The organism is Streptomyces sp. OZ13 (genome assembly GCF_052068155.1).
In the GTDB taxonomy this organism is placed as follows: domain Bacteria; phylum Actinomycetota; class Actinomycetes; order Streptomycetales; family Streptomycetaceae; genus Streptomyces.
In genome coordinates this window covers 140,999-153,265 of the sequence record NZ_JBQHCZ010000011.1, presented here as the reverse complement: position 1 = coordinate 153,265, position 12,267 = coordinate 140,999, and the positions used below count along the sequence as shown (strand labels likewise).

Below are 12,267 nucleotides of genomic sequence, written 5' to 3'. Positions count from 1 at the left end.
GAGGGCATGCAGGGAGAAAGCCGTGCTGTCGTCTGGATGAAACGGAGCGCCTCCCGTCGAGGAGTACGTGACGCCCGATGCCCAAGCAACGAGCCCGGGTCGGTCGCCTGGGGAGTGCTGGCCAAGCGGTACCCAGCGCTGATCGGGCAGGTGCGTGACGCGTTCCCTGCAGACCAGCGCAGCACGCCACGCTCGACGCGCTCCCCGAGGAGACCTCCGAGGGCCGTGCCGTTCCTGGGGGCCGAGAGCTACTTCTACCGCCGGCTCCGGAAACTTCGTGCGGGCGCTCTCGACCGCCGGCTCGGCTGACCGACGGCGTTGGCCGGTCTCAGCCGCCACCAGGACCACGACGCGGATCACGAGCAGGACTTCGTTCGAAGCGGCGCCAGGCAGGGCCGGCCGCCCCCGGCTCCCATGCCTCCTCTTTCGCGTGATTCACCGAACCGGCTGGTCGGTAACGGCGCCCCGGAGCAGACTTCCTGCACCGCATGCGGCTCGGTGCTTCGGGGAGCTGAGTGGCGCTCAGCGCCTCCACGGTCGTCGCCTGCTTCTGCGCCATGGAGCGGCTCCTCTCCCGCGTCGCGGTTGTGGGGGAGGAGACCCCGTCAGATCACCCGGAACAGATCCGCCGCCGCGTGGACGTCCATCAGGTCGTCGATGGAGCGGAGGTTGTCGCACAGCGCCTCCAGCACCGAGCCGGCTTCGGCGGCTCGCGGGGCGCCGATGGCCATGCCGAAGACCCGGAAGCCCAGTAGGTGCTTGGCGTCGTTCCAGCCGCGCATCCATTCCTCGGTGACGCCGCATTCGTCGTCGGTGATCATTACGATGTCGCCGCGCGTGCGTGCGGCGTCGTTGAACTCCTCCCCCAGCAGGTCCTTCGCCACTGTCAGCGGCGCCTGGTAGCTGGTGCCGCCGCCGAGGAAGGTCTCCGCGAAGTCGAGGACCCCGTAGATGTCGGCAGGCCGTTCGGCCGGGAAGCGGAAGACCTGGATCTTGTCGGCGGAGGAGAACAGGATGCCGATGAAGTCGCGCCCCGCGTGGCGGGCCTGATCCAGCAGCGCCAGGGCGCACGCCTTGGCCCACGCCTCCCGGGTGACTCCGCCGGGCCCTTCCACGTACATGGAGTGCGAGGTGTCCACGCACGCGATGATCGCGCCCCTGCCGGTGCTCTGCTCTCCCTGGCTGTCGTAGAGCATCAGCTCCCCGGCGGCGTAGCGCGCGGCGAACACCGCACGCAGCTCAGGCAGGCCGAGGTTGGCCAGTTCGGAAGGGATGACGCGGGAGAGGTCGTTGCCGAGTGTGACGCCGACCAGTTCCCCGGTGGCGTTCTCCACCTTGCGGGCACGCTCACCGTCGGCCATCTGTCGGAAGCGGCCGATCAGTTCGGCCCACTGTGCGAGACGGCCGGTGCGCAGCCGCTCCGCGAGCCGCGCACGCTCGTCGAACGGCATCCGCTCCAGCTCGCCGGGACCCACGCCCCATGCCCGCATCAGCGCGGCTTCCTGCCGCACGGCCTCGGCGGCCTTCGCCGCCGCGTTCCGCGCGGCCGCGCGGATACCGGGGGTCGCCGCCGCGAGGACCTGCGCGGCGTCCTGGGCGGCCCGCCGTTCAGCGGTCTCCGCCGCCTCGGCCGCCTCGATCGCCTGTTGCACGGCGTCGGCGGCCCGGGCCGGTACGGCGCCGTCCTCGTTGGCCGCGTCGGCGGCCTGCTGGAGCGCCTCGCTCACGGCGGTCGCCGCTCCTTCGATGCCCTGCTGGGCCTTCCTCGACTGCTCGGCCCGCCCCTGGGCGTCCCGGGAACGCTCCAGCATCCGTCGGAGCGCGGCGGCCTGGGCGAGCACGGCCATGGCGGCGGCGTAGGGGTCGCCCGCCGTCTCCCGGCGCAGCTCGGCGAACGCCGGTGATTCCATGAGCGAGGTGATGACCTGGTGGTTGACCAGCCGGGACGGGTCCATCTCGGCGCGCTCGCGCAACCGCGGGGCGACCTTGTAGGCGGCCAGGAACGCGTCGGTCAGGAGGTCGGTGGTGTGGTCGTCGCGCCGGCCGAGCTCCTCGGCCAGATCGCGCAGTCCGGCCGACTGCTCGTAGGTGTCGCGCCAAGTGATCCGGTCGAACCGGTCCCCGACCACGGCCGCGGTGTGCCGCTCGGGAGCGGCGGCGGACAGGCCCAGCCACTTCCCGGCCAGGCTCGCCAACTCGCCCAGCCCGGCCGATGCCTCGCGCGGCTTGCTCACCGTCTCACCCAGCTCGCGCGCCGCCTCACCCGGCCTGCCCGGCGTCTCACCCAGCTCGCGCGCCGCCCCGCCCGGCGTCTCACCCGACTCGCCGGCCGCCCCGCCCGGCCGGCTCACCGTCTCACCCAGTTCGTCCGGCCCGCCGCCTGTCGCATGCGGCCCGCCCCATGTCGCGTTCGGCCGGGCCCCTGTCTCACCCATGGTCCTGTTTCCCCGTGGTCAGAGCTGGGCCTGCACCATGCTCGCGTCGACACCGAGGGCCTCGGTGAGAACGCGGGCGCGGAGGGCGCGCTGGCGGCCGGTAACCCGGTCGATGGCCGCGGTGGAGCGGCCGGCGTTCGCCGCCTCCTCACGCAGCTTCTCCAGCCGCTTCCCCGCCATGGCGAGCTTGTTGTGGGCCTTCTTGATGACCCACTCGCTCAGTGCCTCACGGGACTGCCCGGCCATGGCGTCCAGTTGGGCCTCCAGTTCCTCGATGGTGTCGGCCAGGTCGAGCGCCTCCTTCGCGTCGGGGTTGACCAGTTGCAGCACCTCGCGCTCGACGGTCGGGCGTTCGGCGGGAGAGTCCCACAGCACGTGGGTCAGCACCGACAGGTCGGTCTCGGCGACCGCCGGGCGGCCGTCGAGGTACGCGGACGCCTGGAGCAGGCGCACCGCCTGCCGCCAGCGGCGGTCGGACGCGACGAGTTCCTTGCGGCGCAGCGCGGCGCGCAGCGTGCAGATGGCGTCCACGATCATGTCGGGAACGTCGACGGCCGGGACGGCTTCGGTCACGGCGTGCTGCAGCGCGGCCAGCTCGATCGTGGTCCGTGTCGGTGCGGCCGGGCGGCTGACGGCGGAGCGGACCAGCGCGGCGAAGTTCGACGGGTCTGCCAGGTACCCGACCTCGATCCGCACCAGCAGCCGGTCGTAGATCGCGGCCGTGTCCTCTCCGCCGGGCAGTTCGTTGCTCGCCGTGATGGCTCCGATCAGGGGGCAGCGGATCGGCTCGCCGCCGCTCTCGGGGTGGTAGATCCGCTCGTTGAGGTAGCCCAACGTCTCGTTCAGCGCCGCCGTGGAGCACTTGAAGATCTCGTCGATGAACGCGACGTGCGCGGTCGTGGCCCGGCCGTCGTAGACCTGGCGGTACTCGCCCCGGGCCAGCGCGGCGACGTCGATGGGCCCGAACATCCTCGTCGGCGCGGTGAACTTCGACAGGAGGATCTCCCAGTAGGCCGCCCCGTCGATCCTGCTCGTGAGCTCCCGGGCCATCTCGGACTTCGCCGTTCCGGGCGGGCCGAGCACCAACGAGTGCTGCCCCGCCAGCAGCGTCACCACCAGCGTCCGGACCACGTCGGCCCGCTCGTAGAAACGGTCCGCCAGCTCGTCACTGATCGCCCGCAGCCGGCCGGCCGTGTCCAGCACGTCCTGTGCGTCCTGTGCGTCCTGTGCGTCCTGTGCGTCCTGTGCGTCCTGTGCGCCCATGTTCAACTCCCCGCCTGTGACGCCCTCTTGGTTCTGAGGAGACGGCCCCTGGCCTCGGAAGCCACGAGGACGTGACAAGTAGCCGAGGTGGGAACGGTGACGCCGTGCTGTTCTCAGAAACAGTCATTTGCCGGAGCGAGATCAAGTGCAGGCCGCGACGCCCCCACGCCCCCATCTGTCTCCGATCGGTTGTCAAAATACGTTCTCACGCGAAGGCGGGCGGCCTCCTTTCGGGACTGCCTCGGGCGGAGCGAACCGGCGCGACCGCGACCGGCCCCCGGTTGTTCGAGCCGCTGTCCTGCCTGCCATGCTCCCCGGCGTGATCTTCCGTACCGCGACACGCTTCGACAGCACGGCGGACGCGCCCGAGGTGCGGCTGTGGCGGTTCAACGTCGGCTTCTACAACCTGTTCCTCGCCCTCGGCCTGATCGCCGGGTTCGTGACGCTGCACCTGGGGCACGAGACGGTCGGCCGCACGCTGATCATCAACTTGTCGTTCTTCATGGTCGGCGGCGGGATCATGCTCTTCGTCTCCGATCCCGAGCTGTGGCGCGGCTCTCTCGGGCAGGCGCTGCCCCCGGCCGTCGTGCTGCCGGCCGACGTCCTCCAGCGCGGCGCTTACGGGGGCCGGAAGGCGATCAGGCGAATGTCATCCGGTAGATCTGCCGGGAGCCGCCCTCCGGGCCCGGTTCCGTGGCCTCGGCCGGGGTGAATCCCAGGTGTTCGTAGAAGACGCGGGCGCCGCTCGTGACCGCGCCGGGGTGGTCGGGGCCGAAGGTGACGACCTCGACGGTGGCCGGGCCGCTCCGCACGAACCGGCTCATGGCATCCGCCATCAGCGCCTTGCCGACGCCCCGGCCGCGAGCCTGTGACGAGACGACGAGCCAGTGGACGTGGTGGGTCGGGTGGCTCGGGCCGAACAGGAGACCGCCGAGCAGGTCCGGTCCGCCGGAGGTGGCGACGAGCGCGGTCGACCGGCCGATGTGCTCGGTCACCGCCTGGTGGAAGCCGGGGTCGTCGACCATCGGGCCGAACCAGTGCTCGACCTGCGCCGCAAGGCCCAAGTAGCCCTCGAAGTCGTCCTTCTGCGCCGTCCTGATCTCCATCAGGGAAGTCTGGCACGGCGCGGGTGCCGGTCTCCGTCCGCATGGCTGACCGCGCGGGAGCCTTGGCTGACACTCGAGCCACGGGGCAGGCGCTGCGCGTGTGTCCGCGCGCCCGGCGGGTACGGTCGGCCCGTGCCGGGACGCGATACGGCGAGGTGCCGGGCGCCGGGCGTCACGGGCCTGCCCCCGGACCGGCCCACGGCGGCGCGCCCGCACCGATACCGACCGGGGCCCGAGAAGCGACCGAGGAGTACGTGAGACCTGATGCCGGCCGAAGTGATCGTGAGCAGCGAACCCGGCTCGTTCCCCTGGGCCGTCCTGGCCGAACGGCACCCGGTGCTCATCCAGCAGGTGCGGGACGCGTTTCCCCTCGGGCCCGCGCAGCACGCCGCCCTCGACGCTCTGCTCGCCGAGGCCACGGAGGGCGTGATCGAGCCGCTCGACGCGGACGCGCACGACCGTGAGCGGTGGGCCGCGTGGGGGCGGGAGCACTTCGGCCGGTCCTGGTTCGACGTGCCGTTCCTGTGGGCCGAGAGCTTCTTCTACCGCAAACTCCTCGGCGCTCTCGGCTACTTCACTCCCGGCCCCTGGCAGGGCATCGATCCCTTCGGTCCCTTCAAGGCCGCCGAACTGGCCGGCAAGCTGGTCGACGAGGAGCTCGCCGCCCTCGACGAACTGTCCGGGCGGCCCGCCGACGTCCAGGCGCCCGCGCTCCTCCTGGGTTCCCTGTGGGGCAACCGCGCCGATCTCGGCTTCCGTATCGACTCCGGCGGCGCCCACGAGTCGACGGCCGCCGGCCGGGACTCGGGTCTGGTGGCCGACGAGAGTGCGGCGCTGTGGGCCCTCCTGCCGACCGGCGGCGCGGCGACCGTGCACCTCGTCGCGGACAACGCGGGCCGGGAACTCATCCCCGACCTCGTCCTCATCGACCACCTTCTGCACTCGGAGCGTGCCGCGGAGGTGGTCCTCCATGTGAAGCCGCACCCGTACTACATCTCCGACGCGACCATGTCGGACGTCGTCGACAGCCTGCGCCGGCTCACCCATGCGCCCGCGGCCGGTTACGCCGCGGAGATCGGCCGGCGCCTGTGGGCCGCGACGGCCGCCGGGCGGCTGACGGTCCGCGCGCACGAGTTCTTCTGCGCTCCGTTCCCGTACAGCGCGATGCCCGACGATCTGCGGGGGCAGTTCGCGGCCGCCAGCGTGACGGTCCTGAAGGGCGACCTGAACTACCGGCGTCTCGTCGGCGACCAACTGTGGTCCCCGACAACGCCTTTCGCGGAGCGGACGGCGTACTTCCCGGGCCCGGTCGCGGCGTTGCGCACCCTGAAGTCGGACGTGATCACCGGCCTGGACCGCGATGTCCTGGCCGCTCTCGAGGCGAGCGGGGAGGCATGGCGCACCAGCGGCACCCATGCGTTGGTGCAGGTCGACACCCGGTCCCGAGGTTGAGGGTGCCGCGTCGGCTCAGCGGGTGAACCGCCCGCCCCGGGGATTGTCAGTGGCCTGCGGCATCCTGCATCGCATGGCACCGCACACCCTGACGGGCATCGAGAACGCTCTGCGCGCCTCTTGGGGGGCCGACACCTGCTCCGCCGACGACGAGGAGCGCGCCGGGTGGAGCGCCGGCAACCCGGCGTGGGGGCACTGCGACATAACGGCCCTCGTCGTGCACGATCTGCTCGGCGGCGATCTCGTCGTCGGCGAGGTGCACCTGGACGGTGAACAGCACGGCTTCCACTGGTGGAACCGGCTGCCCGACGGCACCGAGATCGACCTCACCCGCGACCAGTTCCGGCTCGGCCAGACGGTCACCGCCGGCCGTACCGTCACCAGGCCCGCCGGCCGGCCCCGGCGTCGCGCGGAGGAGTACGAGCTGCTGGACCGCCGGGTCCGTGCCCGGCTGGCCGGCGGCCCCATGGTCGCGCAGCAACCGGCAGAACCGGACATGTCCGGGGCGACCACTGGGACGACTGGCTGGCGAGCGACTGCCCCGCACTGCTCGTCCACGGGACCGACAGCGATGTGCTCGGCGCGGAGCACGCGGCGGCCATGACCGCCCGCCGCAAGAACACCCGGCTCGTGTCACTCCCCACGGGCCACACGGTCCACGACACGGCTCCGGCCAAGTTCGCCGCGGCCGTACGGGAGTCCTCGCGCAGCTTCCGTAAGCAACGGGCCGGACCAGACCTGACCGGGGCCGGCCCCGGAGGGCCCGTCACGCCTCCGACTTGATGAGCTTGCCGTCCGCCGCGACCACGAACCATTCGCCGTCCAGCCCCTGGCCGTTCACGTCGCCCGCCGTCACGTCGCCCACGTAGTAGTACAGCGGCCAGTCGCCGTAGACCGCCTGCTCCGCGCCCGCGCCGAGCTTGATCTCCTTCAGCAGCGACGCGTCCGTGCCCTCGCCGGCCGTCACGTCCTTGGCGGAGATCAGCGCCGGCCAGACCGCGATGCAGTCGGAGTCGCAGTTGGCCTGGCCCGGCTTGTCCTTGGTGAATCCGTACAGCGTTCGGCCCTGGTCGTCGACGAGGATCGTGCCGAGGTCCGACTCCGCGGTCCTGATCGAGATGGAGGGGGCGGGCGGCTGCTTCGGCGCTGCCGCGTCCGCGGACCCGTCGGCGGCGGGCTGTTCCTCCGCCGGCGCCTCCGCCGGGGCGCCCGCCGGTGACGCGGCCTGCTGCTGGTCCGCCGGCTTCCCGGCCGCACCCGCTCCGTACGACGAGCCCGAGCCGCCGGAGTCCTCGCACGCGGTCACGGTGAGCAGCGCCAGCGCCATCAGCGGGGCTGCGATCAGGGCCTTGGTGCGGCCAGGGTTCCGGGTGCTGCGCATGGTGGTGTCCCTCGGCTTCCGGGTGTGTGAACAGCTGTGCGTACGGCGGGTGGTACGGCCTCAACTGAGCGGCTGTTCAATCGGATTCAGCGGATTCCTCATTTGAACGGGCCGCCCGGGCGACGCGTACAAGACCCCGACCGACCACGACCGGTCGGCCCAGAATGAGAGGTTCATCCGCAATGCACAAGCGCACTCTCGCCGTGCCGGCCGCCGCCCTCGTGCTGGCCGTGGCCGGCGTCGTCCCAGCCGTCGCGCACGACAGCCACGGAGGCGGGCGAAGCAGCGCACACACCGCTGCCACGTTCACCAAGCCCAGCCACGGCAAGGCCGTCACCTTCGCCGTCGTCATGACCGGCGCGCACGAGGTGCCCGACGCGAGCGGGGCGGCCGTGAACGACCCGGACGGGAAGGCGGTCGCCCTGATGCAGGTGAAGGGCGACCGGGTGGTCTTCGCGATGCAGTGGCAGGGCTTCGTACCCAGCCAGGGCCACATCCACGAGGGCGCCGCCGGGCAGAACGGCGATGTGAAGGTGCCGCTGTTCGGCACCGCGATGCCCGAGTCGCTGCATTCGGCGGCAGGGCATACGACCCTCACCGACGCGGCGCTCGCCAAGAGCCTGACGGAGCATCCCTCCGGGTTCTACATGAACCTGCACAGCGAGGAGTTCCCCGGCGGGGCCGTGCGCGGCCAGCTGAAGCAGCTCCACGAGAACATCAATCCGCTCCACATCATCAAGGGCGGCAAGCTGCGCGCCCTGGCCAACGGCGCCCAAGAGGTCGCCAACAACGACGCGACGAAGGTCAACGACCGGGACGGCAAAGCGGTGACGTTCCTGCACCCCAAGGGAACGACCGTCGACTTCTCGCTCGCCTGGGCGGACATCAAGGCGCCCGCCGCCGCCCACATCCACAAGGGCGACTTCGGCAAGAACGGCGACGTGGTGCTGGGCTTCTTCGACAAGCCGGTACCGGAGGGCCTGTTCGCTGTCTCGGGCCGGCTGCACGACCAGCACGCCGGAGTGGTCAAGGAGATCCGTGACAACCCGTGGGGCTTCTACTCCAACATCCACACGGAGGAGTTCCCCGACGGTGCGGTCAGGGGCCAGCTCTTCCACTAGGACGAGGACGTTCTAGGCTCGGAACGGCACGACCGAACGACGGAACGACCTGAACGACGGCGGAGCGGCACGACGGCACGGCCTCCCGGCACCCCCGTCGGCACAGGCAGCACGTCGGCACGACGACAGCGAAAGCGCGAGAGGCGGCAGCAATGGCCAGGGTTCCCGCAGCGGCGGTGGCGGCAGGCGGACTCGTCGGCGGGTACGGAGTCGCCCGCTGGACCAGGAAGCGTCCCCTCGGCGGCGTCGCCCTCGCCGCCGCGGGGGCCGTGGCCGCCCGGCAGTGGCATCAGGACGCCGGGCCGAAGGCGGCGGCCGGGCTGAGCGCCGCGTACGTCGCCGCGTTCGCCGGGTCGCACCCGCTCGCCAAGAAGGTCGGCGCCTGGCCCGCGGTGTTCACGGTGGCCGCCGGGGTGGCGCTGGCCTCGTGGACGGTCACCCGGCGCAGCGGCTGACCCGGTACGGGGACGAGCCCGGGCCGTAGCCGGCCCGAGCTCCCACGCGGGTGAAGGGACGGGCTGCCACGCGGGTGAAGGGACGGGCTCCCGCATGCGCGACGGGACGGGATCCGAAGAAGATGCGGCGCGCGCTGAACGCCGGCCGCACCCCGCACGTATTCATCCGTACCTCCCCATGAGGCGTTGGGCGCGTGACCGTCGGGCAGGGACCGGTCACGCGCCCAGCGCATGCGCCACGGTGTAGATGAGCAGACCGGCCAAGGCGCCGACCACCGTGCCGTTGATCCGGATGAACTGCAGGTCGCGGCCGATGTGCGCCTCGATCTTCCGGGAGGTGTGCTCCGCGTCCCAGCTGGCGACGGTGTCCGAGATGAGCGACGTGATCTCGCCGCGGTAGGTGGTCACGACGTACACCGCGGCGTCTTCCACCCAGCCGTCCACCTTCGCCTGGAGCCGGCTGTCCGTCGCCAGGCGCGAGCCCAGGGACAGCAGCGACGCGCGGGCCCGCAGGCGCAGCTCGCTGCGGTCGTCCTCGGCCGCGGAGATGATCATCGCGCGTACGGAGGACCAGACCGACGCGATCACGTCCTGGACCTCCGAGCGGGCCAGCAGCTCCGACTTCAAGCGCTCGACGCGCGCACGGGTGTCCGTGTCCGACTGGAGGTCGGCGGCGAAGTCCCCGAGGAACCGGTCGATCGCCCCGCGCGCGGGATGGCCGGGCATGTCGCGCATCTCGGTGACGAAGCGCAGCAGCTCCTTGTAGACGCGCTCGCCGATCTTCTTGTCCACGAAGCGCGGGGTCCAGCCGGGGGCGCCGCCCTCGACCGCGTCCATCACCGAGTCGGAGTGGAAGATCAGCCAGTCGTGCGCGCGGGTGCAGATCAGGTCGACGGCACGGTGGTGCGCACCGTCGGCGACGACCTTCTGGAGGGTCTTCCCTATGCCGGGCGCGATCTCGACGGCCTCCGCGCGGCGGGTGATCGCCTCGCCGACGACCGCCTGCACGTCGGAGTCGCGCAGCACGGTCAGCGCGCCGCGCAGGGCGGTGGACAGCTCGGCGGTGACGCGGTCGGCGTGGGCGGGCTGGGCGAGCCACGCGCCGAGCCGGCTGCCGATGCCGACGGCCCGCAGCCGGACGCGTACGACGTCGGCGGAGAGGAAGTTCTCGCCGACGAACGAGCCGAGGGAGGCTCCGAGCTGGTCCTTCTTGTTCGGGATGATCGCGGTGTGCGGGATCGGGATGCCGAGGGGGTGGCGGAAGAGGGCCGTGACGGCGAACCAGTCGGCGAGCGCGCCGACCATGCCGGCCTCCGCGGCGGCCGCGACGTAACCGGCCCAGCCGCCGAGGCCCGCGTTCTTGGCCCAGGTGGCGAGGACGAAGACGAGTGCGACGCCCAGCAGCAGACCGGTGGCGGTCATCTTCATCCGCCGCACACCGCGCCGCTTCTCCTCGTCGGCCTCGGTGTAGGCGAAGGCGGGCAGCGCCGTCGACGGCGCGACCCCGGCCTGCGGCCGGCCGGGCCCGCCGGCGCCACCGTCCGGACCACCGCCGGGCCTACCGCCGCCTTCCACGGCTCCGCCCCGCACGGCCCGGTCGGGGCCGCCCGGCTCATCCGGTTCTGTACGTTCCATCCGCTCCACCCGTCCGCGCTGCGTCCGCACGCAATGTCCCTACCACTCGTCCCTACATCAGGTACTCCCGGGCGGCACATCGAGTTCCCGTGCCATGCCGGATGATGTGTCCATGAACAAGCGTCAGGGGTATGTGAACCTCGCTGCCCTCATGGCCACGATCGCCCTCATATGCGGTGGTATCTACCTCGGTGTCGGCACCGTCAAGAAGGGGCCCGACGTCCGTACGCCCCCGTCCGCGACGCCGGTGTGGATCGGCACCTGGTCCGCGAGCCCCGTCTCCGCCGCACCGGCCGCCTCCGCCGTCGGCGGGCCCAGCGGCCGCGCGGGCCGCTCCGTACGGAACGTCGTCCACACCAGCATCGGCGGCACCGCCGCCCGCGTCACCTTCTCCAACCTCTACGGCACACAGCCGCTGCTGATCACCGGCGCATCCCTCGCGGTGCGCGCCGGCGACGGGGCCGCCGCCGAGACGGGCACCCTGCGCCGGATCACCTTCGGCGGGGCGCACGAGGCGACCGTCGACCCGGGCGGGCAGGTCGTCAGCGACCCCGTCGTGCTGCGGATCCCCTACGACGGCGATCTGCTGATCTCGGTCCACACCCCGGCGCCCGGCGGCCCGGTCACCACGCACCCGCACGCCGTCCAGACGTCGTACCTGGCGGACGGCGACCTCGCGCAGGACGAGAGCGGCGAGGCGTTCACGACGCAGATCCGCTCCTGGCACCACATCACCGCCGTCGATGTGCTGACCGCCCAGGCACGCGGCGCGATCGTCGCCGTCGGCGACTCGATCACCGACGGCATCACCGCGACCCCGGACCACGACAACCGCTGGCCCGACGTGCTCGCCGACCGGCTCGGCGGCCGCTACGGCGTCCTCAACCAGGGCATCAGCGGCAACCGGCTCCTCGAGTACGGGCGCGGCCCCAGCACCCTGGAACGCTTCGACCGCGACGTGCTGGGCCGGTCCGGCGCCCGTACCGTGATCGTCGCCATCGGCATCAACGACGTACTGCGCGCCCCCAACGCCCCGACCGCCGTCAACGTGACCGCGGGCCTGACCGAGCTGGCCGACCGCGCCCACGCGCGTGGCTGGCGCGTGATCGGCTCCACGCTGGCGCCCTGCGGCGGCCACCACCGCTGCACGGCCGCGGCCGACGCCGAACGCCTGAAGATCAACACGGCGATCCGTACGGGCGGCATCTTCGACGCGGTCGTCGACTTCGACCGGGCGCTGCGCGATCCGTACGCACCGGGGAGGCTGCTGCCGCTGTACGACTCCGGGGACCATCTGCATCCGAGCGACGCGGGGTTTGCGCGGATGGGGCGCGCGGTGGATCTGTCGACGCTGTAGCGGGGCGTTGCGCCTGCGGCGGGCTTGTTCCCCTCCCCGCCCCTTCCCGCTGTACCGATGTG

At 72.0% G+C, this 12,267-nt stretch carries 11 protein-coding genes; 6 read left to right on the top strand and 5 right to left on the bottom strand.

Annotated features, from left to right (window positions below; all coding sequences use genetic code 11):
* Positions 1-605 precede the first annotated feature (605 nt).
* Both ACTMTU_RS23930 and ACTMTU_RS23925 read right to left on the bottom strand, forming a co-directional pair.
* Positions 606-2,435, bottom strand: a complete 1,830-nt coding sequence (locus tag ACTMTU_RS23930; RefSeq protein ID WP_441265531.1) for a VWA domain-containing protein — start codon at positions 2,433-2,435, stop codon at positions 606-608.
* An 18-nt stretch (positions 2,436-2,453) separates the two neighbouring features.
* On the bottom strand, positions 2,454-3,698 hold the full coding sequence (locus ACTMTU_RS23925) for an AAA family ATPase (RefSeq protein ID WP_441265530.1): 1,245 nt from the start codon (positions 3,696-3,698) through the stop codon (positions 2,454-2,456).
* A gap of 319 nt (positions 3,699-4,017) precedes the next feature.
* Here ACTMTU_RS23925 and ACTMTU_RS23920 point away from each other — a divergent pair, with 319 nt between their 5' ends.
* Positions 4,018-4,410: a DUF1304 domain-containing protein gene (locus ACTMTU_RS23920; RefSeq protein ID WP_441265529.1), complete on the top strand. Its 393-nt coding sequence runs from the start codon at positions 4,018-4,020 to the stop codon at positions 4,408-4,410.
* On the opposite strand, the gene ACTMTU_RS23915 is transcribed toward ACTMTU_RS23920, so the two are convergent.
* A complete protein-coding gene (locus ACTMTU_RS23915) occupies positions 4,337-4,804 on the bottom strand; it encodes a GNAT family N-acetyltransferase (RefSeq protein WP_441265528.1) in 468 nt (155 codons plus the stop codon). The two genes, ACTMTU_RS23920 and ACTMTU_RS23915, sit on opposite strands and share 74 nt — an antisense overlap.
* A 264-nt stretch (positions 4,805-5,068) precedes the next feature.
* On the opposite strand from ACTMTU_RS23915, the gene ACTMTU_RS23910 reads away from it, so the two are divergent.
* Complete coding sequence (locus ACTMTU_RS23910) at positions 5,069-6,256, top strand: damage-control phosphatase ARMT1 family protein (protein WP_441265527.1); 1,188 nt, start codon at positions 5,069-5,071, stop codon at positions 6,254-6,256.
* A gap of 73 nt (positions 6,257-6,329) precedes the next feature.
* Positions 6,330-6,860: a YunG family protein gene (locus ACTMTU_RS23905; RefSeq protein ID WP_441265526.1), complete on the top strand. Its 531-nt coding sequence runs from the start codon at positions 6,330-6,332 to the stop codon at positions 6,858-6,860.
* Positions 6,861-7,022: 162 nt separating this feature from the next.
* Here the strand turns inward: ACTMTU_RS23905 and ACTMTU_RS23900 are convergent, their stop codons facing one another.
* Positions 7,023-7,637 (bottom strand): COG4315 family predicted lipoprotein, encoded by a 615-nt coding sequence (locus ACTMTU_RS23900; protein ID WP_441265525.1) that lies wholly within the window; start codon positions 7,635-7,637, stop codon positions 7,023-7,025.
* A gap of 182 nt (positions 7,638-7,819) precedes the next feature.
* On the opposite strand from ACTMTU_RS23900, the gene ACTMTU_RS23895 reads away from it, so the two are divergent.
* The gene (locus tag ACTMTU_RS23895; RefSeq protein ID WP_441265524.1) at positions 7,820-8,758 is read left to right on the top strand and encodes a CHRD domain-containing protein; all 939 of its coding nucleotides are present in this window, start codon (positions 7,820-7,822) and stop codon (positions 8,756-8,758) included.
* 152 nt (positions 8,759-8,910) lie between these two features.
* Positions 8,911-9,213 carry a hypothetical protein gene (locus ACTMTU_RS23890; RefSeq protein WP_441265523.1) on the top strand — a complete coding sequence of 101 codons (303 nt, stop codon included), beginning with the start codon at positions 8,911-8,913 and terminating at the stop codon, positions 9,211-9,213.
* Between the two features lie 216 nt (positions 9,214-9,429).
* Here ACTMTU_RS23890 and ACTMTU_RS23885 read toward each other — a convergent pair whose 3' ends face one another.
* Positions 9,430-10,848, bottom strand: a complete 1,419-nt coding sequence (locus ACTMTU_RS23885; RefSeq protein WP_441265522.1) for a DUF445 domain-containing protein — start codon at positions 10,846-10,848, stop codon at positions 9,430-9,432.
* A gap of 112 nt (positions 10,849-10,960) precedes the next feature.
* Between ACTMTU_RS23885 and ACTMTU_RS23880 the strand changes: the two genes are divergently transcribed.
* A complete protein-coding gene (locus tag ACTMTU_RS23880) occupies positions 10,961-12,205 on the top strand; it encodes an SGNH/GDSL hydrolase family protein (protein ID WP_441265521.1) in 1,245 nt (414 codons plus the stop codon).
* Positions 12,206-12,267 lie beyond the last annotated feature (62 nt).

Bases quoted from the DNA above. Each gene is read 5' to 3' on its own strand.
- ACTMTU_RS23930 (WP_441265531.1), bottom strand. From the start codon at position 2,435: ATGGGTGAGACAGGGGCCCGGCCGAACGCGACATGGGGCGGGCCGCAT.
- ACTMTU_RS23925 (WP_441265530.1), bottom strand. From the start codon at position 3,698: ATGGGCGCACAGGACGCACAGGACGCACAGGACGCACAGGACGCACAG.
- ACTMTU_RS23915 (WP_441265528.1), bottom strand. From the start codon at position 4,804: ATGGAGATCAGGACGGCGCAGAAGGACGACTTCGAGGGCTACTTGGGC.
- ACTMTU_RS23910 (WP_441265527.1), top strand. From the start codon at position 5,069: ATGCCGGCCGAAGTGATCGTGAGCAGCGAACCCGGCTCGTTCCCCTGG.
- ACTMTU_RS23905 (WP_441265526.1), top strand. From the start codon at position 6,330: ATGGCACCGCACACCCTGACGGGCATCGAGAACGCTCTGCGCGCCTCT.
- ACTMTU_RS23900 (WP_441265525.1), bottom strand. From the start codon at position 7,637: ATGCGCAGCACCCGGAACCCTGGCCGCACCAAGGCCCTGATCGCAGCC.
- ACTMTU_RS23895 (WP_441265524.1), top strand. From the start codon at position 7,820: ATGCACAAGCGCACTCTCGCCGTGCCGGCCGCCGCCCTCGTGCTGGCC.
- ACTMTU_RS23890 (WP_441265523.1), top strand. From the start codon at position 8,911: ATGGCCAGGGTTCCCGCAGCGGCGGTGGCGGCAGGCGGACTCGTCGGC.
- ACTMTU_RS23885 (WP_441265522.1), bottom strand. From the start codon at position 10,848: ATGGAACGTACAGAACCGGATGAGCCGGGCGGCCCCGACCGGGCCGTG.
- ACTMTU_RS23880 (WP_441265521.1), top strand. From the start codon at position 10,961: ATGAACAAGCGTCAGGGGTATGTGAACCTCGCTGCCCTCATGGCCACG.